25 protein-coding genes are annotated in these 26560 nt (G+C 30.1%); 22 read left to right on the forward strand and 3 right to left on the reverse strand.

What is annotated here, in order from left to right:
* Positions 1-16: 16 nt before the first annotated feature.
* The 3 genes from I6U51_RS19045 to I6U51_RS19055 are packed head-to-tail and all read right to left on the reverse strand — an operon-like array spanning position 17 to position 2779.
* On the reverse strand, positions 17-628 hold the full coding sequence (locus I6U51_RS19045) for a LysE family transporter (protein WP_211144152.1): 612 nt from the start codon (positions 626-628) through the stop codon (positions 17-19).
* A complete protein-coding gene (locus I6U51_RS19050; protein WP_211144153.1) occupies positions 625-2061 on the reverse strand; it encodes a sensor histidine kinase in 1437 nt (478 codons plus the stop codon). The genes I6U51_RS19045 and I6U51_RS19050 overlap by 4 nt, the downstream gene beginning before the upstream one ends.
* 1 nt (position 2062) lies before the next feature.
* Positions 2063-2779, reverse strand: a complete 717-nt coding sequence (locus tag I6U51_RS19055; protein ID WP_211144154.1) for a response regulator — start codon at positions 2777-2779, stop codon at positions 2063-2065.
* Positions 2780-3209: 430 nt separating this feature from the next.
* Here I6U51_RS19055 and I6U51_RS19060 point away from each other — a divergent pair, with 430 nt between their 5' ends.
* The 22 genes from I6U51_RS19060 to I6U51_RS19165 all read left to right on the forward strand — a co-directional run bounded on the left by I6U51_RS19060 (position 3210) and on the right by I6U51_RS19165 (position 26524).
* Entirely contained in the window at positions 3210-4121 is a 912-nt protein-coding gene (locus tag I6U51_RS19060) for an ABC transporter ATP-binding protein (RefSeq protein ID WP_211144155.1), read from the forward strand.
* Positions 4118-4876 (forward strand): ABC transporter permease, encoded by a 759-nt coding sequence (locus I6U51_RS19065; protein ID WP_211144156.1) that lies wholly within the window; start codon positions 4118-4120, stop codon positions 4874-4876. The genes I6U51_RS19060 and I6U51_RS19065 overlap by 4 nt, the downstream gene beginning before the upstream one ends.
* A gap of 9 nt (positions 4877-4885) precedes the next feature.
* On the forward strand, positions 4886-5620 hold the full coding sequence (locus tag I6U51_RS19070) for an ABC transporter permease (RefSeq protein WP_211144157.1): 735 nt from the start codon (positions 4886-4888) through the stop codon (positions 5618-5620).
* Between the two features lie 273 nt (positions 5621-5893).
* The gene (locus I6U51_RS19075; protein WP_211144158.1) at positions 5894-6520 is read left to right on the forward strand and encodes a YhbD family protein; all 627 of its coding nucleotides are present in this window, start codon (positions 5894-5896) and stop codon (positions 6518-6520) included.
* 14 nt (positions 6521-6534) lie between these two features.
* Complete coding sequence (locus I6U51_RS19080) at positions 6535-7275, forward strand: polymer-forming cytoskeletal protein (RefSeq protein ID WP_211144159.1); 741 nt, start codon at positions 6535-6537, stop codon at positions 7273-7275.
* Positions 7276-7294: 19 nt separating this feature from the next.
* Entirely contained in the window at positions 7295-8032 is a 738-nt protein-coding gene (locus I6U51_RS19085) for a polymer-forming cytoskeletal protein (RefSeq protein WP_343069739.1), read from the forward strand.
* Positions 8033-8352: 320 nt separating this feature from the next.
* On the forward strand, positions 8353-8832 hold the full coding sequence (locus I6U51_RS19090; RefSeq protein ID WP_211144161.1) for an S-ribosylhomocysteine lyase: 480 nt from the start codon (positions 8353-8355) through the stop codon (positions 8830-8832).
* A 480-nt stretch (positions 8833-9312) separates the two neighbouring features.
* Positions 9313-9804 (forward strand): hypothetical protein, encoded by a 492-nt coding sequence (locus I6U51_RS19095; RefSeq protein ID WP_246517511.1) that lies wholly within the window; start codon positions 9313-9315, stop codon positions 9802-9804.
* A 187-nt stretch (positions 9805-9991) separates the two neighbouring features.
* Positions 9992-10126 (forward strand): cyclic lactone autoinducer peptide, encoded by a 135-nt coding sequence (locus I6U51_RS19100; RefSeq protein WP_211144162.1) that lies wholly within the window; start codon positions 9992-9994, stop codon positions 10124-10126.
* Between the two features lie 107 nt (positions 10127-10233).
* Positions 10234-12090 (forward strand): PAS domain-containing sensor histidine kinase, encoded by a 1857-nt coding sequence (locus I6U51_RS19105; protein ID WP_211144163.1) that lies wholly within the window; start codon positions 10234-10236, stop codon positions 12088-12090.
* Between the two features lie 186 nt (positions 12091-12276).
* Complete coding sequence (locus I6U51_RS19110) at positions 12277-12624, forward strand: hypothetical protein (protein ID WP_211144164.1); 348 nt, start codon at positions 12277-12279, stop codon at positions 12622-12624.
* A 331-nt stretch (positions 12625-12955) separates the two neighbouring features.
* Positions 12956-14071 (forward strand): ATP-binding protein, encoded by a 1116-nt coding sequence (locus tag I6U51_RS19115; RefSeq protein ID WP_211144165.1) that lies wholly within the window; start codon positions 12956-12958, stop codon positions 14069-14071.
* Positions 14032-16521: a DUF5682 family protein gene (locus I6U51_RS19120; protein WP_211144166.1), complete on the forward strand. Its 2490-nt coding sequence runs from the start codon at positions 14032-14034 to the stop codon at positions 16519-16521. Before I6U51_RS19115 ends, I6U51_RS19120 begins: the two co-directional genes overlap by 40 nt.
* Positions 16514-17644, forward strand: a complete 1131-nt coding sequence (locus tag I6U51_RS19125) for a VWA domain-containing protein (RefSeq protein ID WP_211144167.1) — start codon at positions 16514-16516, stop codon at positions 17642-17644. Before I6U51_RS19120 ends, I6U51_RS19125 begins: the two co-directional genes overlap by 8 nt.
* The gene (locus tag I6U51_RS19130; protein WP_211144168.1) at positions 17620-19359 is read left to right on the forward strand and encodes an SWIM zinc finger family protein; all 1740 of its coding nucleotides are present in this window, start codon (positions 17620-17622) and stop codon (positions 19357-19359) included. Before I6U51_RS19125 ends, I6U51_RS19130 begins: the two co-directional genes overlap by 25 nt.
* A 73-nt stretch (positions 19360-19432) precedes the next feature.
* The gene (locus tag I6U51_RS19135; RefSeq protein ID WP_211144169.1) at positions 19433-19759 is read left to right on the forward strand and encodes a hypothetical protein; all 327 of its coding nucleotides are present in this window, start codon (positions 19433-19435) and stop codon (positions 19757-19759) included.
* A 190-nt stretch (positions 19760-19949) separates the two neighbouring features.
* Positions 19950-20618: an SMI1/KNR4 family protein gene (locus tag I6U51_RS19140; protein WP_211144170.1), complete on the forward strand. Its 669-nt coding sequence runs from the start codon at positions 19950-19952 to the stop codon at positions 20616-20618.
* A gap of 151 nt (positions 20619-20769) precedes the next feature.
* Positions 20770-21348, forward strand: a complete 579-nt coding sequence (locus I6U51_RS19145; protein WP_246517513.1) for a hypothetical protein — start codon at positions 20770-20772, stop codon at positions 21346-21348.
* Positions 21349-21404: 56 nt separating this feature from the next.
* Positions 21405-22094: a DUF4274 domain-containing protein gene (locus tag I6U51_RS19150; RefSeq protein ID WP_211144171.1), complete on the forward strand. Its 690-nt coding sequence runs from the start codon at positions 21405-21407 to the stop codon at positions 22092-22094.
* Between the two features lie 75 nt (positions 22095-22169).
* Positions 22170-25673: a DUF4132 domain-containing protein gene (locus tag I6U51_RS19155; protein ID WP_211144172.1), complete on the forward strand. Its 3504-nt coding sequence runs from the start codon at positions 22170-22172 to the stop codon at positions 25671-25673.
* 23 nt (positions 25674-25696) lie between these two features.
* Positions 25697-26200: a hypothetical protein gene (locus tag I6U51_RS19160; RefSeq protein ID WP_211144173.1), complete on the forward strand. Its 504-nt coding sequence runs from the start codon at positions 25697-25699 to the stop codon at positions 26198-26200.
* 63 nt (positions 26201-26263) lie between these two features.
* Positions 26264-26524 carry a DUF6892 domain-containing protein gene (locus tag I6U51_RS19165; RefSeq protein ID WP_425489783.1) on the forward strand — a complete coding sequence of 87 codons (261 nt, stop codon included), beginning with the start codon at positions 26264-26266 and terminating at the stop codon, positions 26522-26524.
* Positions 26525-26560 lie beyond the last annotated feature (36 nt).

Below are 26560 nucleotides of genomic sequence, written 5' to 3' on the forward strand. Positions count from 1 at the left end.
GTTACTATTCCAGTAACTATGATTTTTTTACTGTTGTTTTTATTCCAAAAGCAATTAATACTAGTCCTACAATTATGTTCAATGAATTAAGAACAGATGATTCTAAAAAATTATTTATAAAACTACCTGAGATTGAAATAACCGTTAGAAAAAATAGGGTTGATAACACTGCACCAAGTCCAAAGGAATACATATCCTTTTGCTGCATATTTTCTTCAGAAATTTTAGTGGAAAAAACGCCTGCCCAAAACAGTATAGTTAATGGATTAGATAAAGTTAATATAAGAGTTTTTAGAAAAACGCTTTCCATACTTTGTTTTGTTAGAAAGTTTAAGCTTGGTATTAGGGAAATTCCCCAAACTCCAACTACATTACTTGTACCAAAAATAATAAGTACAAAAGCTCCAAAGTATTTTATCATTTTCTTTGCTTTTTCATATTTATTAAGTATGGTCCCAATGCCAAAGATTGCTGCCAGTATATATAAACCATCAATAATTGTTACACCGAGTACTCCTGTCTCTGCAGTTAAAAAGCCTGAGGAAGCTGCAGTTTGAAAAATAAATAGGCAAATCGGGCCTACTGCAATCTGTAATAACATTCCAAATCGGAACCCTTTTAAAATCATATAGAACCCCCCTGTCTATAGGTCTTTAGAACTAAGGTTAGAGCAGTACCAATTCCTAATGTGCTCTCTATAGAAATAGAAGCTTCATGAATATCTATTATCTGTTTTGCTATGGCCATACCTAAGCCAGAGCCTTCTACTGAAGATGAGGTATTTGTACCTCTATAATATCTTTCGAATATATGATTTAAATCCTCAGTAGAAATACCAGTTCCAGTATCTTTTATTTCTATATAAATATCCTCTTTTTTATAAATAGAAATATTAATTTTAACATTTTCATCATTATGGATTATTGAGTTAAAAATCAAGTTAACTAAACATCTTTTAAATAAAACTTCATCTACATAGGCAGATATGTTTTCTTCTGGGGCATTAAAATTTATCTTTCTATTTGAGTATAAAGGATGATTTAATATTTCTATAACTATATTTTGAAGTAGAATAACTAAATTTACTTCTTTTTTATTTAAGGAAAAGGCTTTATTTTTTATCTTATAGGTTAAATTTAAATCGCCGATCAAGCTCTCAATATATAAAGCTTTATCATATATTATATTTGAATAATCTAAAATCTCTTCTTGAGAAAAACTATATTCATTATCCTTCATAAGCTCTGAATATCCTTTAATAGAGGATAAAGGAGTTTTTATATCATGCGATATAGAAGAAATCCAGGTATCTCTCATCTTATCTAATTCATCTCGCTTATTTTTATTCTCTCTAAGAGTTATTCCTAAATTATTTAGATTACTAAGCACATTTTTATATATACCTTTTTCTTTAAAGTTAATGTCGTAAATTCCTTTAGAAAGCTGATTTATGCCATTTATAATATTTTCTAGAGGTTTACCCATTTTCATACCAAACAAAAGATAGGATAAGATTATCGCCACAAAGATATTTATACACACTAAAATAATAAATCCATTCCAAGCAAAGCTTTTGATTGCAGAAGGATTAAAGATAAGAGTGTACTTTGCAATAGTATTAGTTGGGAACCCTATAATATAAGTAAAACTTTTATTATTAATAACTTTTTCACTTACAAATACAGAGGAATTTGCAATATCATATTTATAAATATGTGCAAAATTTATTGGAGTATATATTATAGGGACTTCCTTTGGTTTATCAAAGGAATAAACTTCCTTAAAGTCAGTATCTATTATTTGTATCCATGCAGAATTTTTTTCAAGCTGTTCTTTACCATCAGCCGTTAAATAAGGTGTATTGTCATTTATACCTATGTGATCAGAAAAATTTAAAGTGAATCTTTGAGGGCTAAAATAGGACAAATTTTGAGTATATACAATTACTTCAAAATAGATAACTAAATTTAATATAAACTCTACAATAACTATAATTATAAGTGTAACTAAAAATTTTCTTGTTATTGATAGATTAGTTTTTAGCTTATTTATAATCTTCATTTTATACTTCCTTTATCAATTTGTATCCTAATCCTTTAATAGTTATTATATGTTTAGGGTTAGAAGGGTCAGCTTCTATCTTTTCTCTTAGCTTTCTTATGTGCACCATTATGGTGTTGTCATACCCTTCAAAATCGTCTCCCCATACTGCATCGCACAGCATTTGTTTACTCAATATTTGATTTGAGTTTTTAGCCATGTAAGATAATAGTGTGTATTCTCTTGGAGTAAGGGAAAGTAGTTCATTATCCTTTACAACCTCTCCTTTATGTAAATCAATAATTACATTTCCAAAGCTTATTTTCTCTTCTTTTAAAGATAACTCATTTTTTATATATATGTTCCTTCTTAAATGAGCCTTGATCCTAAAAGCCACTTCCTTTGGGCTGAAAGGCTTGGTAACATAATCGTCAGCACCTAGCCCTAGGGCTAAAATTTTATCTACATCTTCAGATTTGGCTGATAAGAAAACAATTGGAACAAAGGAGAATTCCCGTATTTGTTTGCATACCTCAAAACCATCTATATGGGGCATCATTATATCCAAAACAATTAAATCTGGTTTTTCGCTTTTGCATAAGCTAATGCCTTCTAGGCCATTAGTAGCTTTAATTATTCTTCTAAAGCCTTCTTTTTTTAGAACAGTCTCTATAAGTTTTAAAAGTTCAATTTCATCATCAATTAAAAGGATTTTTCTATCTAAAATTTCATCATACACAATTATAGACCTCCTAAGTTTAGATACATAATATCTGGCATTTTTAATTATAGCATTTATTCTTATATATTTAGCAAGATATTGAAATTTTAAGGTTCCCTTAAGGTTCCAATAAAGATGTGTTAAGTTTGGTAGCTTAGGATTATAGGGGACAGAGGACAATTGAGAATTGACAGAGGACAGTGAAGGAGGATTTTTCTCCGCTGTGTTGCGAAAAATCTTTAACTTATACTATGAGTGGATATTTCGCCTTAGCGAAATGAGCTTAAAAATATAAAAGTTTTCTGACGTAAGGAGGAAAACTCACCTTCATTGTCCTCTGTCCTCTGTCAATTGTCCTCTAGAAATTGCGTCGCATATTTTTTAAATTATTAATTTAAAGTATTAATTCAATAAAACATTTTATTATTAAAGAAAGGTAGGACTAAAAATGTCACAATTTATTATTGAAACAAAAAATTTAAATAAAAACTTTGAGGGTTTTAAGGCAGTAAATGAATTAAATTTACAGGTGAAAAAGGGAAGAATATATGGATTTCTGGGGCCTAATGGTGCTGGAAAATCTACGACTATCCGTATGCTTTTAGGACTTATGAAACCAACAAGCGGAGAAATAAAAATCTTTCAGAAGAATTTAAGTGAAAATAAAATGGAGATTTTAAGAAAAATAGGGTCTATTGTAGAAGCACCCTCATATTACGGAAATTTAACTGCATATGAAAATTTACAGGTAACAGCAAAGCTTTTAGATATTAATTACAAAACTATTGATGAAGTGCTTGAAATAGTAAGACTTACTGAGTGGAAAAATAAGCAGGTCAAAAAGTTTTCTCTTGGAATGAAGCAGAGACTGGGCATTGCCCAGGCATTAATTTCAAAACCAGAACTATTAATATTAGATGAGCCAACAAATGGTCTTGATCCTGCAGGAATACATGAAATAAGAGAGCTTATAAAAAGCCTTCCTGCAATCTCAAATATTACAGTAATAATATCCAGCCATATTTTAAGTGAGATAGAGCTTATGGCAGATGATATTGGAATCATAAATAAGGGTAAGCTTTTATTTCAAGGAACTCTTGAAGAGCTGCACAGTAGAAGTAAAGGGGAAATTTGCATAGCTTCCCGTAACCTAGACGAAACAGTGAGAACTTTAAATGATTATGGGTATAGAGCAATAGTAAAAAATAACAGCATATTTATAAAACCTAAAGAAATTAGTGCAGATGAATTACTTAAACAATTGATACTAAAAGGCAATAAAATATTCAAATTTGTAGAAGTTGAAAAAAGTCTTGAACAAATATTCATGGATGTTACTGAAGGGGGAAAGGCTATATGAGCTTAGCATCAATTTTAAGATCTGAATTTATGAAGTACAAAAGAAGCGCTTTATATAAAGTAGCATTTGCCATTCCTATACTTTCTGTTGTTCTATTCTTTATAAACTTGCATTTAAGATTTGATTGGTTAACTTCTGGTAAAAAACTTGAACAAGCAATAGAAATGGGTATTAGCGGTAAATTAGGTATACTAATTTATACAAATCATCTAGGCACATTATGGTTTTTCTTTTTACTTACACTAATCGTTCTACTGTCTGTTATAGTAAATTATGCTGAATACAGTGAAAATACCTGGAAACAGATACTATCAAGGCCAGTAGATAGATGGAAGATATATTTTTCAAAGTGGGTAGTAATTTTTATCTTTACCACTACAGCTATAATCATAAATACTCTCGGATTAATAGCCATGAAAAACATCTTTAAGGTAGATGGAAGCTATGCATTAATAGTCAAATATTTTGTATTTCAATTTGCTACTGCTTTAGGAGTTATAAGTATTCAACAGTTTATTAGCTGTTATATTAAAAATTCTTTGATGGCAGCAGGAATAGGCTTTGTAGCTGTAATGAGTGCCTACATGATGGCTCAAAGTGAAATTTTGGGAAATATTTTTCCTTACTCATGCTTTTTAAGGGCAATGCCATTTGAAGGTGGAAGTGATTCACAAATAGCAGCGATTTTTGGAGTAGTTTCCTGTGTTATATGGTTATCCGTAGGAATTTTAGAGTTTAAGAATAGAGAGGTTTAGGAGGTTATTATGAAAAAGTTATTAGAAGCAGAGTTATTAAAGCTAAAACATTCTAACATTCTTGCTTTGATAATGTTTTTGCCACTGTTTTTTGTAGCATTAGGATTTACGAACTTTATAAGGTATAAGGATTTATTTACCTCAAAAGGACAAAATATATGGCAGCAGATCTATACTCAAAGTGCAATGTTTTATGGATTATTCATACTTTCTTTATTTGTTACTATAGTAATGGCTATAATAGTTAGAATAGAAAATAGTGAAAATAATTTTAGAAGAATTTTAACTCTTTCAGTGAAAAGAAAAGAAATTTATTTAGCAAAGTTTTTGGTGGGAACTGGTATTGTATTTCTGAACTTACTTGGGTTTATGCTTATGGTTATAGCAGCAGGAAGTATTTTAGCAGGAACTAGTAAAATGCCTTTGGGTATAGTGTATGGTCCTCTATTAGCCTTTGTTGCACTTATTCCAGTTATGGCAATACAATATTATTTAAGCATGAGGTTTTCTAATATAGGAGTTGCATTAGGTATAGGAGCGGTATTTTCTATTCCTTCAGTATTAATATCTAATACTAAATTTTGGATTTTTTTCCCTTGGACATATTCAGGAAGAGCTATTTTGAGTGGAGCAAATATGAATCCTTTTGAAACAGGTTGGTATATGTATGCTATTGGTATAGTTATAGCTTTGTTGTTTACTCTTAGGGGCATGTATGAATTTAGTGAAAAGGATATTGTGTAATAGCATTAATATTGCTGACCAATATATTTTGTCAGAAGTTTGATGGAGCATAGGTTTATGCTTCATTTTTTTATATAAATAATAATATGATATATAGTTTATATAAGTTAACAGGCTATCCGCAGCAAGTTAGATACAAGAATTTATAATAATTTTATTTACAACGTAACAGTGTTATGTTACACTTAATTCATGGAAAGTGAATTGATACTTTAAAATAATAAGTAGCATATTTTAACCAAAGCTATAAAGTATTAGAGAGGTGTTTATTATATGGATCAGGATTTAATATCTAAAAAGGATCTACTCGAGCTTACGGGTATCTCTTACGGTCAATTATATAGGTGGAAAAGGAAAAATTTAATCCCTGAAGATTGGTTTATTAGGAAGTCTACCTTTACAGGACAAGAGACATTTTTCCCAAAGGATAAGATTCTAACAAGGATTGATAAAATAATAAATATGAAGGATGATCTATCATTAGATGATTTGGCAGATATGTTTTCTCCAAATCCTACTGAAACTATGTTGAATAAAGATGAAGTAGTGAAACGTAACATTGTTTCAAAAGTGACCCTTGACTTTTTTATTGAACAGCAGGGATATTCCGAGGAGTTTTCTTTTGAAAAGATACTCTATGCTTATATACTGGAAAAGCTGCTTCAAACAGGTGAAATCAGTCTTGAAGAAGGGAAAACCCTTCTTCAAGTGTTATCAGATAGCTATAAAAAATTTGAAGGCAAAAACTGTGAATTAATTTTTATTCGTAAATTCGGAATTTCTACATGCTTCTTGGTTTCAATTCCTAGTGAAACCTACTTCGAAAGCGGTGTGAAGGTTGTTGCTAGATTTAACTTAGCAAATTGTATTGAAGAATTAAAAATTAAAATGAATGATTAATGGAGGTATATATTATGGAGAATATAGTAAGACATAACCTTAAAATCGCTGGAGAAGGAACTGCATCTGGAGGATTTTATGATAAGATAGCAGTTAGCGGAAAAGCTGATATAAATGGTGATTTTGATTGCGTTGATTTCAAGATAAGTGGAGCCTGTGATGTTAATGGAAATTTAAAATCAAAAGCTGGAAAAATCAGTGGAGAAGTTAAGATAAAAGGAAATCTGGAATCAGAAGAATTCAAAATAAGTGGCAATTCCAATATACAAGGAGATGTTGCAGTAAAAAGAATTAAAGTTCAAGGTGGAACTAACATTGGAGGCAATATATCATCAGAAGAAGTTAACCTTTTTGGTGAAATGAAGGTTGAAGGTAATTGCAATGCGGAAGTTTTTCTTTCAAGGGGTGCTTTTACTATAGGCGGCCTATTAAATGCTGGTGAGCTTAACATTGTATTGTACTCAAAATCTAAGGTAACTGAGATAGGCGGAGAAAAAATTACTATTAAAAAGGGTATAACTTCTAAAATAAAGAAAATCATTAAATCTATTTTTCCACCATCAGATTTATTTGATGTAAAACTATATGCCGAGTCTATAGAAGGCGATGATATATATTTAGAAGATACTAAAGCTAAAGTTGTACGAGGAAATAATGTTACTATAGGGGAAGGCTGTGAGATCGAGCTTGTAGAGTATAAAAATAGCTTTGAACAGCTTGGTAATTGCAAAGTTTTAGAAAATAGGAAGGTATAAGGCATTAGTAAAAGGAGGAATTAAAATGGAAAATAGACATGATTTAAAGATATCTGGCATGACAACTTCATCTGGAGGATTTTATAAGGATGTAGTGGTTAGTGGAACTGCACGAATAAATGGTGATCTAGATTGTATGAATGTTAATATTGATGGGCTTTGCAAAATAATCGGTAATGTAAAAGCAAAAGATATAGATATAAATGGGGAAAGTAGACTTGATGGAAACTTAGAATGTGAAAAAATTAAAGTTAACGGTCATTCGAAGATTAGCGGCAATGCAGTAGTTAAGGATATGGACATTTCTGGCGCTGTTAATATTGATGGAAGCATTTCAGCGGAGAATATGTCTATTCAAGGTGTTGTAAAAGTTAATGGTAATTGTGATTCTGAAAACTTTGTCTCAAAGGGAGGATTTAATATATCCGGGCTTTTAAATTCAGGAAATGTTGAAGTAGAGTTATACACTAAATGCAAAGTAAAAGAAATTGGTGGAGAAAAAATTAATGTAAGAAAGGGTACAGCTTCAATATTCAATAAGCTTATAAAACCTATTTTTACTATGATGGACATTTATGATGGTCTTACTGCTGAAACCATTGAAGGTGATGATATTTATTTAGAGAATACTAAAGCTAAAGTAGTAAGAGGAAATAATATAAGAATAGGATCTAACTGCGAAATTGACCTTATAGAGTATAAGAATAGCTTTGAACAGTCTGAGGATACTAATGTTAAAGAAAATAGAAAAATATAAACAGGATTCTTGGCTTCAGGTGGAGTTGTAAACTCTATCTGAAGCTTAGAAACCGTTATCCAGGGTCGTATCGCCACTTATCCCCAACTTTAAGAAAAGCAGAGAGCCCAATTTTTTGATTTGGTGCGAATTGCTTTCACAGAGTGCGTTGGTTGTTAGTGGCGGTAGACATCGGATAAATATATTTTCATCAAATTGAACTCAATAGATTTTAATGTTATGATATAAGATATTGCAAATTACTGTGCAATATCTTAATTGTTTTATTTTTGAATAAAGTAGCTTTAGGTAAATTTTATTTTAACTTAGGAGGAAAACAAATGGAGAAAATTACAAGCTTCACTATAAATCATTTAGAACTATACCCTGGTGTTTACGTTTCAAGAAAAGATAGCGTTGGACAGTCAGTTGTTACCACTTTTGATATTAGAATGACTAGGCCAAATGCTGAGCCTGTTATGAACACTGCAGAGATGCATGCTATAGAACATTTAGCTGCAACTTTTTTAAGAAATCACAGTGACTATGGCTCAAAAATAGTTTACTTTGGACCTATGGGCTGTAGAACAGGCTTTTATTTACTTTTAAGTGGAGATTATGAGTCAAAGGATATAATTGATCTATTAGTAGAAATGTTTCGTTTCATTGCAAATTTTGAAGGAGAAGTACCTGGTGCCTCTGCAAGAGATTGCGGTAATTATTTAGATATGAATTTACCTATGGCAAAATACTTAGCTAATAAATTTTTAAATGAAGTTTTATTAAATATAACGGATAAAAACTTATATTATCCAAACTAATAAGCAGAGAGCCAAAATCTTTGATTTTGTGCGAATCGCTTACTCCTCTGACATAAGGAAGAGGAGTTTCATTTAATAATTACACTCCTTGTTGTTGAGAAACAACAGGGAGTTTTGTTTTATTGAGGGAGTTTTTAAAAGCAAGTTTCGGAAGAAGAAGGCGTGATGTATGGCAGAATCATGATGAAATTAAGATAAAAAATATAATTAAAATAAAGTAGAGTTAATTTAACAAAATAAGGAGGAAATTCACAATTAATATCGAATAATACAATATATAGAAAAAAAGTTAAAGTATATGAAGAAAATTATATATTTGTAAAAAATAATTGTTATTTCTTGTAAGCAGAGAGCCAAAATCTTTGATTTTGTGCGAATCGGTTAAGCAGACATACAAAATCTTCGATTTTGATATGGTCGCTTACTCAGTGAGTACTCCTCTGACATAAGGAGGAGGAGTTTCATTTAAAAATCATAAAATTGAGAAGAAAGGTTATAAAAAATATGTTAAAACTCCATTATATAGAAATTTTGTTAAGAAGTTTTCCTGAAGCTTTATTGATAATTTTGGGGATATGCATAGTATCTAGAAAGTCAATTAATATGAAAATTTATATATTTTCCAGTATAATAGTGGCGATAATCGATTTTTCTGTAAGAATGCTTCCTATTTATTTTGGAATACATACATTCATCGCTGTTACTTTGATTATATGTATTATGGTTATTATTGGTATACCAATAGTAAAGTCAATATATGGCACTCTACTTATGAGCTTGATATTGAGCTTAAGTGAATATTTAAATATAGCAATGTTAAGCTTACTAAATGTCAATACAAATATTGGATTTACAAATCCTGTTATAAAATCTGTATTTGGTATTCCATCATTAATTATTACAGGCTTATTTATTATAGTAATTCACTATTTTATAAAAAGGGAAGAAAAATTAAAAAATATAATCAGCTGAAAGGCTTGCAGTTGCTATTGTAAGAAAGACTAGATTAGTTTTAGCTGCTCATGAAGGTAAAGACTAAAATATTTTATAGGCCAATCATATTAACTGTAGTATTAATAGTGATGCTATTTATATTACATAAAATATATATTAGATTCTATTATATTAAAGATGTATTGTCGAAAGGAGGGAAATCATCATGAAAAGTAAGGCAATAAAGTTGTTTGCTAGTTTTGCTACGCTAATATGTACATTAGCGGCTTTATCAACTTCAGCTTCAGCTTGTAATTGGTGTCTTTATCAACCAGAAGAGCCTAAGTGTCTTAGAAAATAATACATAAAAATTATAGCTACCACTTTTAAAGGTAAAAATTACTGATTTCTCAATTAGTGATTTTTACCTTTTATTAAGGATGTCTAGCTTCGAGGGGAGATTTATTTATGAGAGATGATATAAATGAAAATGAAAATAATATACTTATAATATTATCTATTATGAAGATTGCAGTAATAGTATTCATTAGTATAATTATATATATTAACGCACCTAGTTATTCGGTAGTTTTAAATATAAAAAATAACGATGAATTTAGTTTATGTAGTGCTACATTACTTTTTTGCTTTTTAGTATTAACCTTTGTGACTTGGATAATAATTAATTTAAAATTAAAATTAGTAGCTAAGAGTTCATGGTTAATTGAAAATATTTTTTTTATATTAATTATATCTTTACCGATATATTTATTTAACACATACAATAATGAATGTAAGTATTTATTTTTATTATTAATAACATGTTCAGTTATTAAATATGGATTACGATATGGAATTCTCACCTCGCTTTTTTCATCAATATTTGTTCTCGGAGCAGATCTATTATATGCTCCAACAGCTAATGGAATCAATATGGACTTTCAAAAAGATTTAATAATGGTGGGCATTTTTATTTTTATTGCATGGGTTCTTGGATATTATGTGGAACTAGAAAATGAAAATAAAAGAAAAAAGGACAATCAGCTTAAATTATTAAGCACTGAGTTAGAAGAACAGAATACAGAGAGACGTATAATTGAGGAATCTTTATTGAAAAATAAAGTATGCTACGATATATTGTTTGAAAATTCACAAAACGCTATCATTGTTCATGCTGATGGCAAAGTTTTGTATGCAAATAAGAGTGCAGCTAGATTGCTGGGATATGAAGATCCTCTACAATTAAATAATAAATTAGTCTATAAGTATTACTCACAAAATAATATAATGTCTACAAAAGAAAAATATTTAAATATAGTTAGCGATAAGCTTTCCAAAGTTACATATGAAGAAACTATACTAAACTGCAAAGGCAACTCAATTGCAGTCCGCAATACATCTTCTTTTTATATATATGAGGGAAAACCTTCAGTATTGACTTTTTTACTTGATATAACATCAGAGAAACAAATAGAAACATTAAAGCATGATGTAGAAAAAAATTTAAAACTATTGAATGAATCTAGAGAATTTAATGTCCTTATAACAGAGTTTTTTACTAATATCTCTCATGAATTTAAAACACCAGTTAATGTTATCTCCATTGCTATCCAAACAATGAATATATACTTCGAAAATTTCAATATTGATAATATAGATAAATGCAAATCATATTTAAAAATAATGAAACAAAATTGTTTTAGAATGACCAGATTAATAAATAACCTTATGGATATTACTAGAGTTGATTCTGGATTTGTTAAAGTCAACAAAAGAAACGATAACATAGTAAGTATTATTGAAGATATTACTCAATCCGTAGCATCCTATGTAAAAAGCAAAGATATAGAACTTATATTTGATACTAATGTTGAAGAAAAAATCATGGCCTTTGACCATGATAAAATAGAACGGGTAATATTGAATTTACTATCTAATGCTTTTAAATATACCAACCCCAACGGACATATATATGTAAATTTAGAAGATAGGGAAGAAAGCGTTATTATTACAGTAAAAGATGATGGACAAGGTATTCCTCAGAACATGATTAATGTTATATTTGAACGCTTTGGACAAGCGAACCGTTCACTTTCAAGGCAATGTGAAGGAACTGGAATAGGATTGTATCTTGTTAAATCCTTTATTGAAATACATGGTGGCAAAATAAGCGTCACTAGCGAAGAAGGAAAAGGCTGTGAATTTACAATAGTATTGCCTGCAGAATACGTTAATAATGAAAATTATGAAGATAAGGCATTTTGTGAAAGCAATGTAGAGAGGATAAACATAGAATTCTCCGATGTATATTCAATATCAATTTAATGTAATATATTTGATTACGGTTCGTCTTTACTATTAAAACTTACGAATACACATGACTATATTAGAGAAATCTGATATGGTTTTTTATATGTTCAGCATGAATTAAGAATACATTTAGAGTTTTGTAACAAATTTAATAGTTCATGCATACTCTGCTAGTAGATAGAAAGTTAGTAGGAGAGTTATATGGGAAAGCCTAAATTAAAAACAAAGCGTCTTACCGTTAATTTAGAGGATTATGTTATAGATGCAGCTAAACAAAAAGCGGAAACTATGTTCAGAGGAAATTTGGATAATTATATCAATTGGCTTATATGCAGCAACAATAAGCAGGTAATTAAGAAAAAGATAAAGGAATTAGACCAGGAAGCAGAGAAGAAAAAGCCTAAGGCTATTCAAGATACAGATAAAACAGCGATGTACAATAATATCTGTGATTACTGCAGTGAGCCTATTTATCAGGGAGATGATATCTGTAAGGCTGAAGGCTATGAAAACTATATCCATAAAAATTGCTGTAGGAGAGAGGAATAATTTTAAAGCAAGGATGCAACAGTAATTATTTAGTTTAATTTTTTAGCATAGGTATAGAAATAGAAGTTAAATAGAAGAACTGTAAGTGGATTTTTAATCAATTAATCTGCTTACAATTCTTTTTTAGTTTATCCGATGACTTACCCGATCTAATACTCCCATTCGCACTCTGTAAAAGTGATTCGGACCAAATCAGCTTATGCAGGTTCAAATATAAGCAATGGGTTAAGAATAAATTTAAGAAATTATAAAGAATATCGAGAATAGTAAATATATAACTAAATATAGAATACATGTTAAATTAACTATATATTTCATTTGGAGGATTAGGATGAAAAATTTAAATGCTTTAAAACCACCAGTAGAAATTTTTTATGAGGAAGAGCTTAGAGCTTTAGAAGAAAATGATAATGAGCCTAAGCCTAAAAATTGGAGGTTGTCTCCAAAGGCTGTAAAGACTTTTATATTGGGAAGCAGCAGAGCTATTGAATATAATGACAAAAAGATTAAGATAAAGAAAAAATTCTATGGAGATGATAGTCTTATAGAAAGATGCATAATAACTTTAGCAGGAAATAGAGGACTTATGCTGGTAGGGGAGCCTGGAACTGCAAAGACTATGCTTAGTGAGCTTTTAAGTGCAGCTATTAGTGGTACAAGCACTAATACAGTACAGGGAACAGCAGGAACTACAGAGGATATGATTAAATATAGTTGGAATTATGCCATGCTTTTAGGTAAAGGACCTACCGAGGAGGCATTAGTACCTTCACCTCTTTATGTAGGTATGAGCGAAGGTATAATAACTAGATTTGAGGAAATAACCAGATGTCCTTCAGAAGTGCAAGACAGTTTAATAAGTATAGTTAGTGATAAGGTTTTAAACATACCAGAATTAGGGGATGAAGGATTACTATTTGCACAGCCAGGTTTTAATATTATTGCTACAGCTAATATAAGAGACAAGGGTGTAAATGAAATGAGTAGTGCCCTTAAAAGAAGATTTAATTTTGAAACTATATTCCCTATAAATGATGTCTCTTTAGAAGCTAAAATTATTGAGCAAGAAGTGCAAAAGTTAGTAGAAGAGTCAGATGTTAAGGTGAAAATAGATAGAGATGTGGTCAATCTATTAGCAACTACTTTCCACGAGCTAAGAGAAGGGGTTACAGCAGAAGGAAGTAGAATAGATAAGCCAGCTGCAGTTATGAGTACTGCTGAAGCTGTATCTGTGTGCTACCAAACAGCAATGAGTGCTTATTACTATGACAAGTCAAAAATGAAAGTAGATTCAATGGTACAAAATATATTAGGAACTGTAGTTAAAGAAAGCAGAGAAGATATAGACAAACTAAAAAATTACTTCAATATAATTGTAAAAGCTAAAAGCTTAAAAGAAGGTGGATTATGGAAGGAATTCTACGAGGCAAGGAAATGGATAAAATAGAGGAAATATACAAAAAAGCTTATGATTTATCAAGTAATGTAGTGTATTTTCCTGTTAGACACCACAGCCCTGCTTGTTCTTTTCATTTAAAGAAGGTAATAGATGCTTATAAGCCGCAGGTTATCTTGATAGAAGGACCTTCAGATGCTAATTCTGTAATACCTTATATTGGCGATGAGGACACAGAGGCACCTGTATGTATTTACTATAGTTATACAGATGAAAAAAAACTGGTGACAGAAGGTGGAGAAAAGTATAAATGCTATTATCCTTTTTTAGACTATTCTCCAGAGCTTTTAGCTATAAGAGAGAGTAAAAAAAGAAATATTTTAGCTGAATTTATAGACTTACCTTATGGAGAAATATTAATAAATAGTGAGGAAGGAAAAGGTCTTAGAAAAACTGAAGAAAAGAATTCTTATAATGATGATTACTTATTTCAAAAAAGTAAGTTCATAAATTCTCTTTGTGAAAAACAAGGCTGTAGAAGCTTTAATGAACTATGGGAAATGTTATTTGAAATAGATGGACTAAAAATAGAAACAGATAGTTTTATGAAAAATATGATTGCCTTTTGTTATCTTTCTAGATGCTTTGAAAGTGAGGAAATGCTTAAGGAAGATGGATGTATTGCTAGAGAAAAATACATGGCTTCTAAAATAAGAGAATTTACTTCAAAGTATAATAAAATTTTAGTAGTAACAGGAGGATTTCATACTTCAGGACTTATACAGCTCTCAAGTGAAAATATAGAGATTAAGTTACATAACATTAGTGAAAAAAATATAGGTGCTTATGCTATGATATATTCCTTTGAAGAAAGTGATCAGCTGAGTGGTTATGCCAGCGGAATGCCTTATCCAGCTTTTTATCAAAGAATATGGAATAACTTATGTGAGGAGATTGAAAATCCATATGAAAAGGCTGTATTGCATTTTATAGTAAGATGTGGAAGAAACATGAGAAACTCAGTAGGTGGTTTGTCTACTGCAGATGAAATTGAAGCACTAAATATGGCAAAAGGACTTCAAAGTCTTAGAAGTAAATCAGAATGTGGAGTTTATGAACTGCAAGATGCAGTAAGAGCTACTTATATAAAAGGTGAGCTGAACATGGCGTCAGATGCTCCACTATTAGATTTGCTTAAGCTCTTAAGAGGTAAAGGTATAGGACGTCTTTGCAGCAATGCAAAAGTACCTCCTATTGTTTTAGATTTTAGAGAGCTTTGCAGCAGATATAAGATAAAAGTTAACAGTACTTTGAAGCAGGAACTAGTGCTAGATCTTTATAAAAGCAATAAGCATAAAGAAATAAGTGAATTTCTTCATAGAATGAAATTTTTAAATACAGGCTTTTGTTTAAATGTTAAAGGACCAGATTTTATAAATAAAAAAGATGTAAATCTTATAAGAGAAACTTGGAATTACAAATGGAGCGTTAATTTAGAAAGTAGCCTCATTGAAAATTCAGTCTATGGTGGAACAGTAAAAGAAGCAGTAGAATCCTTACTTTTGAAGAAGCTGTCTAGTAATTCAAGTGACAGCGGTGCTATGTCTGAAGGGCTTATAGAGGCTTTTATGATGGGATATAAAGATATTATTTTAAATGCTTTATCTACTATAAAAGATATAGTTATAAATGACAACAATTTCTATTCTGTAGCTGAATGTACGTATAATATATATTTTTTACACAGCGGCAATATATTATTTTCAGCTTCACAGGATGAAAATATAAGTAAGCTTTTAGTTCAATGTTATAACAAAGCTGTGACTTTAGTTCCAGAGCTTTATGCAGTACCAGAAGAAGAGGAAAATAAGATTATAGATAAGCTTAAAAATTTATATCATATATGTTTAGAACCAGAATTTGAAGCTCATATAGATATTTTTAATGAAACTCCTCTTCCTTACGTCAGAGGAGTAAGCGATTCACACAAAATCAGAGATTTTGGTTTTCTGCTTAAAGAGGCTCTATGGGCTATTATAAATAAAAGTTCTCCAAATACAGCATTAGAGGGGGCAGCTTTAGGCTTACTGCTTGGATTTAATGAAGTGGACACTTCCTACATATTAAAAAAGGCAGAAGGATATCTCTATGGTACTGGAGAGAAATTTTTAAATTCTGCTGCTTTCTTAAAAGGATTATTTTCTACTGCAAGAGATGTAGTTTTAAGTGAAGAAAAAATGATTATAGGAATAGATAATGTATTAAAAAATCTTAATGAAGAGGATTTTTTAAGGCTTTTACCTGAACTTAGACTTTCTTTTAGTTTCTTTGCACCTAATGAAATAAATCAAATAGGTAAGAGTATAAGCGAACATTATGGTATAAGTGAAAGAAAGCTATTTAATGTAGAGGCAGTAGATCCTGAAGAATTAAATTTAGCTGTAGAACTTGATAAGCTTGGAAAAGAAGCTTTAAGGGAGTTGGGATTATTAAATGAGTAAGGATATAAGCACACTTAACAGATGGAGACTGGTTCTGGGCAAGTATTCTAGCAATCACTTAACTTTTTCTGAAGACAATATAAACTATGCGGATATGGATACTTTACTTGAATTTTTATATGAAAGAGAGTATGGAGAAGAAAGAGGAGTAAGAACTGATAAAAGAGCTGGTTCTTTGGATCCCTCTAACCTTACGGTGCCTCAGTGGATTACAAAGATAAAAGAATTATTCCCAAAAGAAACGGTAGAAATATTAGAAAAACATGCTTTAGATAAATATAACTTAAAGGAATTGCTTACAGATAAAACTGTTCTTGAAAAGTTAGAACCAAATCCAGAGCTTTTAAAAAGTATTCTTCAAATGAAACATCTTATGAAGGGCGAAGTTTTAGAATCTGCAAAGAAAATAGTAAAAGTTACAGCAGAAGAAATAGCTAAAAAGCTGGAACAAGATATAAAAACAGCTATTAATGGTAGATTAGATAGAAATAAATATGGTGGGATAAAGTCTTCTCGAAACATAGACTTCAAAAGAACTATAAAACACAATTTGAAAAATTTTGATAGGGAGTTAAACACTCTCGTGGTGGATAGAGTCTATTTTAATAAGAGAGTAAAGCCTTCTAATCCATGGAATGTAATAATTGCAGTAGATGAAAGCGGCAGTATGTTAGATTCAGTTATTCATAGTGCCATTATGGCTGGAATATTTTCTAAATTACCTATGTTAAAAACAAATCTAGTTATATTTGATACGGAAATAGTCGATCTTACAGAATATGTGGAGGATGTTGTACAAACTCTAATGAGTATTCAATTAGGGGGAGGAACTAATATATCTAGAGCACTTCAATATTGTAATGGACTGATGGAAAATCCTCATAAAACTATAGTGATATTGGTGACAGATCTTTATGAAGGCGGAAGTTATGGAACTATGTATGCTAGAGCAAAGGATATAGTTGAGTCTGGAGCAAGGCTTATAATACTTCCTGCTTTAGGTATAGATGCAGAGCCTATATATGATAGAGGTGCTGCAGAAAAAATGGCGGCTTTAGGTGCAAAGGTGGCTGCGGTAACTCCAGGAGGGCTTGCAAAATGGATAGCACAGATAATTTCTTAAAGAAAATAGGAGAATTTTTATTAGCTATAGATGATGAATTTTTAATAGGAATAAGTAATAAAGGTATATTTAATAGAGCTAAAAAGGATTTAGAAAAATCAGGAGAAATAAAAGTAGCAGTAGAAGGCGCAACATTAAAATGTATTTTGGAAGATGGAACAGAGTGTATCATAAGTGAAGATATTAAAGCTTATAAATGTTCCTGTCCTTCAAGGACTATATGCAAGCACGTAATTATGTGCTATTTGTATATAAGCAGAGAGCCAAAATCTATGATTTTGTGCGAATCGCTTACTCATTCGACGGAGGAGAAGGAGTTTCATATATTAAATAAGAAGGAAGAGGGCACAAAGTTTGATTTTGGTAAACTTTTAAATATAGATATCGAAAGGCTATCAAAACTGGCAGGAGAAAAGGATTTTAATGAAATAGTAAAAAGAATAGATTTTGGTGTAGAGGTAGAAATAGGAGAAACTTCACTGCTTACTATAAGATTCAAAGATGAAGAGTATGAGGTGAAAATAGTTCCAAGTACTAAAGAAAAAATCTCACCTAAAGAAATTTTGGAAGAAGCTATATGCTCCTGTAAAAGCAAAGATATTTGTAGGCATAAGGTAGAAGCTGTAATTCATTATGAAATTTTTAGAGGGTTTATAAAAAAAGAAGATTTAGCTACTTTAAATAAAAAATCTAAAGTTGAAAAAACACTTTTGATTGAAGGTGTACTTCTAGTTAAAAAGCTTATGGAAGAAATTTTATTTATAGGAGTATCTAGGATTCCAGAAAATATTATAGATAAAGTAGAGAGTACGGCGGTATTATGCCACAGTTACAATATACCTAATTTAGAAAAAATGCTTAGGAGTGTTAAAAGCGAAATAGAACTTTATATGAATAAAAACGCCTCCTTTTCAATAGCTTCCTTAAGAAAAAGAATAAGTTATATATACACTACTGCTTTAGCTATAGAAAATTGTAAGGATGAAAGTAAACTTTATGAATTATGTGGAGAACATAAATCCACTTATTATGATATACCACCAATTATCTTATATGGCATGGGAGCAGAAGCTTGGAGTTCTAAATCAGGCTATGAAGGAGTTACATATTACTATTTTGAAGAAACTAGAGGAAAACTATTTACTTATACGAACTCAAGACCAACCTATTATGATACAAAAAAAAGAAGCTATGGAATTGCTTACAGTGAAGTTCCAAGTTGGGGTATAGAAGGCAGTTTAGAGGAAATATCACAACATGTAATAAGACTTACTAAGGGTAAAATTAACGATGAGGGAAGAATTTCCTCTAGTGAACAAAGTAAAGGGGAGCTTTTAGAAAAAACTGATATATATAAGTTGAATTTTAAAGAGTTATTTATAGATAATTGGCAGAAGCTTTTAAAAGTTTACTCTAAAGAAAATAGAAATATATATATTATTAAGATTGCAGGTTATGAAAAAAGTTATTTTGACAACATAAATCAAAGATTTATATTGCATATTTATGATGAAGAAAAAAATATGATTTATATAGAGATAGACTATTCTAAAGAGAAAAAAAGAATGATACAAAAGTTTGAAAGAATGGAAAGGATGAAAAAATATCCTGATAGAATTCTTGTACATGCTTATTTAAAGGAAGGTCAGATTAAAGTTTTACCTATTGCGGCCTATTATGAAAATGGAAATATGGTGAATTTAACCATGAATTAGAGGCTAGTTATCAGGCACTAGATGCTAACCAAGGATGCGTTTATAACCAATAAATGTTGTAAGGAGAGCTTTTATGGGAAAATACGATAATTTATACTTGCTTATTCAAGATGTTGAAGGACTAATGGATAGTATGCTTATAAGCGGTTTTAACGTAGTAAATACAGGATTATTAGATACTATGACTGAGATTTATGAAAATTGTGAAAGAGTTGGATTAAGTTTTGCAGCTGAAACTATTAAAGAAATTATACAAGCTCAAGAGAAAAAAAGACATGATATAAACTATAACTATAAAGAAATTATGAGTAATTACTTTTTGTTAAATAATTATATACAGATTATTAAAAGCAAACTAGAGCTAGAAAAAGCAAAAAGAGATATGGAGTTAAGTAAATAAGGTAACTGCCCTAAGAACAGAAATGAATGAAATTTGGGGAGGGCAGTATGGATAACAATAGAGAAATATTAAAAAATTTGATGTCAATTGATAATATAGAGAAAATGTCAGCAGCAGATATAATAGATGATATTGCATCTAATTTATATAATGAGGAAAATTAATTTTATTGGAAGGTAAATGATATATTATGGACAAGCATAAAACAATTATAAATAAAATACAAAATTATTTAATTAAAAATGGATTTGATGAGGATAAAATAAACAATGCATTCTCACCTTGTTTAGATAAGGAAAAACTAAAGTCTCTAACAGATTTACATAATTTTTTTAGTTACTGGTCATCTGTATTTTATGAAGAAGATGGTGAGCTTTTAGCATTGAAGAATTATAAAGTGCCTAATAATGTGATTAGTTTTTATGAAAGCTTTGAACCAGGAAAAATTCCTCAATTAGGTGGTGGGGTAGACTTACTAGACCTTAATGGTATTAAGGAAGAGAATTGCAATCTTTCACCAGGAGCCTATCTTATTCAATATGGGCTTATTACGTTTGCTACTACAGTTGGTGGGAATGTAATTTGTATGGACTTAAATACAATAAATAATAGTGAACCAAGAATAATCTATGCAGATAAGTCATGGTTTTTATTTAATGAACAAGAACGTAAATTAGAATTTAGTTTTTATCCTTTTGAGATACAAGAGGAAGATGAATTTTTAACACAAAGCATTATAAAAAAGTATATGCCGGAAATTAGTAGTACATTTACTGAATTTCTTGAAATGTTGTGTTCAGAAGATGAGTGGGATGCTGAAGATTATTATGAAAAGGTTGGAAATAAGGTTGAAAAATAGAGAGTGTTTACAAATGAACAATTGGATTTCAATTGCTTTAGTTTAATACACTTGAGAAATAACATATCGTAAATTCATAAAAGATAACAGCTTAAAGTTTATTATAGAAAGTTGCTAATGCACAAATAAAAATATAGGGAGGAAACAACTTATGAAAGACATTATTGCAGATTTAAAGCTTCCACAAGAAACAAAGGATTTTTTATATAATACAAAAATCAAAAAGAATGAATTTGAAAGTATAAATATTAAGTTTTTTAGTAAAGAACAGGGATTCTTATGTGATATTGTGGAATGGACAAAGATAAATGATTGTACACTAAAGGAGTTCAATGAAGAATTTGTGAGAAAATTTCTAGGAGAACTCGAAAAGTTTAGGCCATACTATGTTATTGCTGAAAATTATAATAGTGGTAATTTAATAGCTATACATGAGTTAACAGGAGAAGTTTTTGAGCTTGAACATGAGGTTACTGAAGAGGTTGTAAGATATTTTGTGAATTCTTCTTTTACTCAAATGTATGAAAGTATGAAATATTTTAAAAAAATAGAAGGTGAAATTATTAAACTTAAAGAACAGGAAGACAAAGAAGAACTTGACCTATTATTTGAAAAAGCTAAGAAAGATTTGATTTTAATAGATAGTGAAGTAGTTATTAATGATGATGAGTACAATAGAGGATTTTGGAACGGAATGTTAGAAAGCTATAAAGAGTGGTGTTTAGATTAATACTGAAAATATTAAATATAATTATGAATTCATAATTGCATTAGGAGATATTTATTATGAGCATATTTGAAGCAATAAAAAATAAATCTATAAAACAATTAAGAGAAGCAATTATAGACGAGAATATAAATGGTAAAGATCAATATGGGCGAACACCATTACACTATGCTATTGTACAAAAGGCTCCCATTGAGTTTTTTCAAGAATTAATAGATTTGGGAGCAGATATTAATATTGAGGATAAATTACAAGAGACAGTAATTTATAAGGCAATTAAGTTTAAAAATAAGCAAGCTATACAAATATTAATAGATAATGGAGTCCAACTAAATCATCCTCTAGGTATAAAATATACGCCTTGGTTTAGTGCTAGACATTCGCCACAAATAGCAGATTTAATGATAGAAACTAAAGGAGCTATTCGTTTAACGTTAACAAAGGAAGAAGAAGATATTATTGAGGAGTTGTTGTATTTAGATACATTAGATTTAGAGCGTAATTTTCAAAAACTAAATACTCCAGAATTACTTCATGCCTTTGTATTAAACTTTAATTGGGATGATGATATAGAACCTATTGAAAGAATATTACACAATCCGCTTTGTAAGGAAATTACTGCAATTGAAATGTTTGAATTAGCAGATGGAGATTATTGGTTAAAACATAAAAACATTAAATATGAATATGAAAAACAATTTGTTAAGTTTATAAATGATATTTTAGAAAAGTTTCCCAAAATAAGATGATTTCTAATGTGCCAAAAAAATTTTATTTAAAATAGAAATCAGCAGCGATTAATAAATAGAGAGGGGTTAAGAATCATGGGGTTACAGCAACACTTAATAGAAAAAATAAGTGATGTGTTATTAGAACTCGGACTATCTAATGAAGTTATTGATAGCTTCGAAGCGTATATAGAAGGGACTTTAGAAGAACAGGAGTTTTTCAAAAGTATTCCTAATATAGATATGGATAATTTAAATGCTGATGTAGTAGAACAAATGGTCAGTGCCTATAAATCCTTAGATAAACATAAAGCCTATGATTATCTTTCAAAGTATATAAAAATATTATTCCAAATGGGAAAAGTATCTGTATTTTCAATCATAGATAAGACAGCTTATTATTATGGAGATGAGTATTGTAGAAAGTTTTTAAAATACAATATAAGCCCCTCATTTGTCATAGCATATTATGCTAAGTTTATTACTAGACAAGAACGTACTTTAGAACGAGGATTTATTAAGTTTTATGATAGTCTTTATGAGGAATACAAAGATGCATTTAAAGAAGCATTTGATATCAGTAAAATAAATGAACAAGCAATTATTGCAACTTATTTAATTCAGAAAGAAAAAGACAAAGAACTTTGCAGCTGGCTAGAAGAAGATATGATTAATTCCATAGGAGCTCTATTCAATGATAAAATACATTCTCAAGAAACAGACATTTTAGCGAAATACTTAAAAGGTGAGACTTCAGATTTAGAAGAAACAATAGAACTATTAAAAAGTAATAATAACTTAGCTTCAAATACTAATACATATATTTTAAAATTTCTTATAGGAATCAGCTCTACCATATCTAATGAGTCACATATGGCAAATAGATTTATTAAATTCGCTGTGATATTTGATTATAAAAAATCTTTTAATGGCTTATATGACTATCTTAAATATAATAGATACAATAAAATTACAAAACTTATTGAGAAACTTGAAATAAAAAAAGAACTATATATTGCATGGATGGGTGATAGAAATATTCGATATGATGGTTATAGTTTTGAAAAGGAGTTAAAAGAAGAGCTAAATAAAAATAAAGAAGAATTCATAAAAGCAACTGCAATGTGTAGTGATATTAATAAAGTTTATATGGCTTCACTTCTTTGGCAAAAAGGAGTGGGATTAGAATTTGTAAATGAAGGGGAAGATATTTTTATTCATTTATTTTCCATAGCTATGGATCAATTAAATATTGAAAGAGATATTTATGAAAACTTTATTGAATATTTAAAAGGTAATATTTCTTTTGACAATATAAGTGAAACATTACAAGGATTATTAGGAAAAAAAGAAGCATATCTATATGGCTTTAAGCGTAATTTTATTAAAGTTATGTTTTGGTTAAAAGATGTATCTACTATGTTTGAAAAAGCTATGAAAATATTCATTACTATAGGAAATCCCGATATATTAAAATACATATATTATGGCTATAGAGAATTTAAAGGTATAAAGAATGGAGATGAAGATTTAAATTCTTTTATAGAATTATTAGATAGCTATGGAGCTTCAACTAGTAATTATATATCCTTCTTAGGAGGAAATGCTTCTTATTATGGAGGATCAAGTGATCAAGCAAAAAATATTATTGCAAAACTAATTGAAAAGGATGAAGAACAGGTTATAAACAATATACCTTATTGTCAGGTTGAAACTAGAACATCTCTTTTAGAACTATTGTTTAAACATTGTGATGAGTCTATGGGGGCAAAAGTTCTTATAGAGTATTTGGGGGATTCTTCAAAGACTGTAAGAGAAAAGGTTATAGAGCTTTTAACTTTAAATGAAAAAAGCCATGAGACGGTAATGCTGAGTTTGAGTGCAAAAAAACAAGCAGTTAGGGAAGCAGTGGTAAGGATACTTTCCAAAAGCAGTAATGAAAAAGTAATTGAAGCATTAAATAAAGCCTTAGAGGTAGAAAAAACTGAAAAGATAAAAGCACTTTTAAGAGAGGCTTTAAATGTGGAAAGTGATTTAGAAGAAAATAATGAGGAACTAGATATTTTAGAATACTGCAAAAAAGCTTTAAAGGGTAACAAAGCAGCAGGTTTGAAGTGGTTAGATTGCGATACCTTACCAAAGGTAAGATTTAAGGATAGTGAAAAGATTGCAGAGGATGAAATTATAAAATATATGCTTATATGTTATTCTTCCTGCATTGAAATAGGTTTAAGTAGTGAAGCGAAAGTGGTAAGTGAACTTTTAGATACAAAAGATTTAGCAAAATTAGCTTTAGAAGTTTTTGAAAGATGGCTTAATAGCGGAGCAGAAAGCAAGAAAAAATGGGTGCTCCCTTTTGCAGCGGTTTATGGAGATTATGATGTAATTAGTGTATTGAAAAAGAATATAGAAGAGTGGGCAAAGAATTCAAGAGGGGCTATAGCTAGTGAGGCTGTAAAGGCTCTTGCACTTAATGGAAGTAATGAAGCCCTTATAATAGTGGACAATATAGCAAGAAAGTTTAAATTTAAGCAGGTTAAAAATGCTGCAGCTACTGCACTTCAATTTGCCTCCGAACAAATGGGTATAGATATGGAAGAACTTTCAGATAGAATAGTTCCGGACTTAGGTTTTGATATCAAAGGAGAAAGAGTTTTTGACTATGTAGATAGAAAGTTTATTGTAACCCTTACTCCTGAGCTTACTTTAGATGTGCAAGATGAAAGTGGCAAAAAGTTTAAAAACCTTCCAGCACCAAATAAAAAGGATGATGAAACTAAAGCAGCAGAAGCTTCATTAGAATTTAAGAACTTAAAAAAACAGTTAAAAACAGTGGCAAATATACAGACTATTCGGTTAGAGTTGGCGCTATCTAGTAACAGAAAGTGGACAAAAGAAGCATGGGTAAAGCTCTTTGTTGAAAATCCTATTATGCATCAATTTTCCATAGGTCTCGTATGGGGTGTTTATGAAGACAATATTTTAACTGATAGTTTCAGATATATGGAGGATGGCAGCTTTAATACTAAAGATGAAGATGAATATGAATTAAAGGATGGAGTGGTAATAGGAATTGTTCATCCAATAGAATTAAGTAAAGAAGATATGGAATTATGGAAAGAGCAGTTTGAAAACTATGAAATTAAACAACCCCTTGAACAGTTAAATAGAGAAATATTTACGGTTACTGAGGAAGAAAAAACTAATAAGAAGGTGGATCGTTTTGGGGGAACCATGTTAAATGGTTTATCTCTATTAGGTAAGTTAACTAGCTTTGGATGGAGTAGAGGGCCAATTGGAGATGGCGGCGGTTACTATACTTTTTACAAGGAAGATAATACTTTTAAAATAGATGTTGAATTAAGTTTTAGTGGTGTAAGTGTAGGCTATGAAAATGAAGAAGTAACAGTATATGACTTAGGTTTTTATAAAGAAGGAACTGCATCAAAATATAGTTATATAAATGACAAAATATATGAGCAGAATGTTGTATCACCAGAGACACTTCCTAAAAGATTCTTTAGTGAAATTCTTTATCAAATAAATAAAGCAACGGCTTCAAAAACAGGAACCAATGAGAATTGGAAGGAAGAGAAATAGAGATTTTTAATGTGGAGGAATAAATGTCAAAGGATATTATTAAATGTAAGATTGACGAATTTTTAAAAGAGCTTGAAGGGATTAATTGGTTAAAACATGCTGGTGATGAAAGTGATAGATATAGAGTTGTATGTTCTTTTACCGAAGCATGGGATGGTTGGAATGATAAAATGCTTAAAGTATGGCTCAAGAAAAGTAAAAATATAGAGAAAGTTGCAATGGAATCTATTGGTGATGAAGCTATTGATTTAATATTTAGCAGAATATCTGAGGCAATGGGACCAAGAATTGCTGAGGGATTAGTAAAATTTAAAGATAGAATTGAAAAGGCTGGGTTGGATAACGATACATATGGATTAGATTATGAAATAATCGATTTTATAAAGCGGGATATGGCTTGGGCTTGTGTTGAGAGGGTTACTGATAATATAGGATTTTTCAACAAAGTATTAGGAGTTCTAGTCGAAGGTCGCTGGGCATGTGCCTGGGAAGGAAACTACCCATCAGGACGATTTGTAGTAATGTGATAAGGAAGTATTTTAATCCTAAAATGCTTAAAATCAATCCGTATAGTATATGCTGCAGGACCTATTAAAGAGATGCTAGAATTTTTTTCTAAGTTATATATTGAGCAAAGGGATTTAGATAAGATTACAGAATTGTGCTTTGATGGTGGTAATGAAATCTACGGTTATATACAACCTGATTGGGATGGGGAAGATTTTTTCTTTGATATTCAATCCATAAAGGGATTTGAACATATTAAAAATTTAAAATCTGTAGAGTATATCAGTATGGTGGATGAAGAGGTTTTAGAACCAATGAAAGAACGAGGGATTACTATTAGTTAGGGATATACAGTGTGACACTTGAATATCTTCATTCCA

It is taken from the genome of Clostridium aciditolerans, assembly GCF_016316925.1.
GTDB classification, from domain to species: Bacteria; Bacillota; Clostridia; order Clostridiales; family Clostridiaceae; genus Clostridium_AM; species Clostridium_AM aciditolerans.

Excerpts from the sequence above, each read along its gene's own strand:
- I6U51_RS19045 (WP_211144152.1), bottom strand. The coding sequence starts at position 628 with ATGATTTTAAAAGGGTTCCGATTTGGAATGTTATTACAGATTGCAGTA.
- I6U51_RS19050 (WP_211144153.1), bottom strand. The coding sequence starts at position 2,061 with ATGAAGATTATAAATAAGCTAAAAACTAATCTATCAATAACAAGAAAA.
- I6U51_RS19060 (WP_211144155.1), top strand. The coding sequence starts at position 3,210 with ATGTCACAATTTATTATTGAAACAAAAAATTTAAATAAAAACTTTGAG.
- I6U51_RS19065 (WP_211144156.1), top strand. The coding sequence starts at position 4,118 with ATGAGCTTAGCATCAATTTTAAGATCTGAATTTATGAAGTACAAAAGA.
- I6U51_RS19070 (WP_211144157.1), top strand. The coding sequence starts at position 4,886 with ATGAAAAAGTTATTAGAAGCAGAGTTATTAAAGCTAAAACATTCTAAC.
- I6U51_RS19075 (WP_211144158.1), top strand. The coding sequence starts at position 5,894 with ATGGATCAGGATTTAATATCTAAAAAGGATCTACTCGAGCTTACGGGT.
- I6U51_RS19080 (WP_211144159.1), top strand. The coding sequence starts at position 6,535 with ATGGAGAATATAGTAAGACATAACCTTAAAATCGCTGGAGAAGGAACT.
- I6U51_RS19090 (WP_211144161.1), top strand. The coding sequence starts at position 8,353 with ATGGAGAAAATTACAAGCTTCACTATAAATCATTTAGAACTATACCCT.
- I6U51_RS19100 (WP_211144162.1), top strand. The coding sequence starts at position 9,992 with ATGAAAAGTAAGGCAATAAAGTTGTTTGCTAGTTTTGCTACGCTAATA.
- I6U51_RS19105 (WP_211144163.1), top strand. The coding sequence starts at position 10,234 with ATGAGAGATGATATAAATGAAAATGAAAATAATATACTTATAATATTA.
- I6U51_RS19110 (WP_211144164.1), top strand. The coding sequence starts at position 12,277 with ATGGGAAAGCCTAAATTAAAAACAAAGCGTCTTACCGTTAATTTAGAG.
- I6U51_RS19115 (WP_211144165.1), top strand. The coding sequence starts at position 12,956 with ATGAAAAATTTAAATGCTTTAAAACCACCAGTAGAAATTTTTTATGAG.
- I6U51_RS19120 (WP_211144166.1), top strand. The coding sequence starts at position 14,032 with ATGGAAGGAATTCTACGAGGCAAGGAAATGGATAAAATAGAGGAAATA.
- I6U51_RS19125 (WP_211144167.1), top strand. The coding sequence starts at position 16,514 with ATGAGTAAGGATATAAGCACACTTAACAGATGGAGACTGGTTCTGGGC.
- I6U51_RS19130 (WP_211144168.1), top strand. The coding sequence starts at position 17,620 with ATGGATAGCACAGATAATTTCTTAAAGAAAATAGGAGAATTTTTATTA.
- I6U51_RS19135 (WP_211144169.1), top strand. The coding sequence starts at position 19,433 with ATGGGAAAATACGATAATTTATACTTGCTTATTCAAGATGTTGAAGGA.
- I6U51_RS19140 (WP_211144170.1), top strand. The coding sequence starts at position 19,950 with ATGGACAAGCATAAAACAATTATAAATAAAATACAAAATTATTTAATT.
- I6U51_RS19145 (WP_246517513.1), top strand. The coding sequence starts at position 20,770 with ATGAAAGACATTATTGCAGATTTAAAGCTTCCACAAGAAACAAAGGAT.
- I6U51_RS19150 (WP_211144171.1), top strand. The coding sequence starts at position 21,405 with ATGAGCATATTTGAAGCAATAAAAAATAAATCTATAAAACAATTAAGA.
- I6U51_RS19155 (WP_211144172.1), top strand. The coding sequence starts at position 22,170 with ATGGGGTTACAGCAACACTTAATAGAAAAAATAAGTGATGTGTTATTA.
- I6U51_RS19160 (WP_211144173.1), top strand. The coding sequence starts at position 25,697 with ATGTCAAAGGATATTATTAAATGTAAGATTGACGAATTTTTAAAAGAG.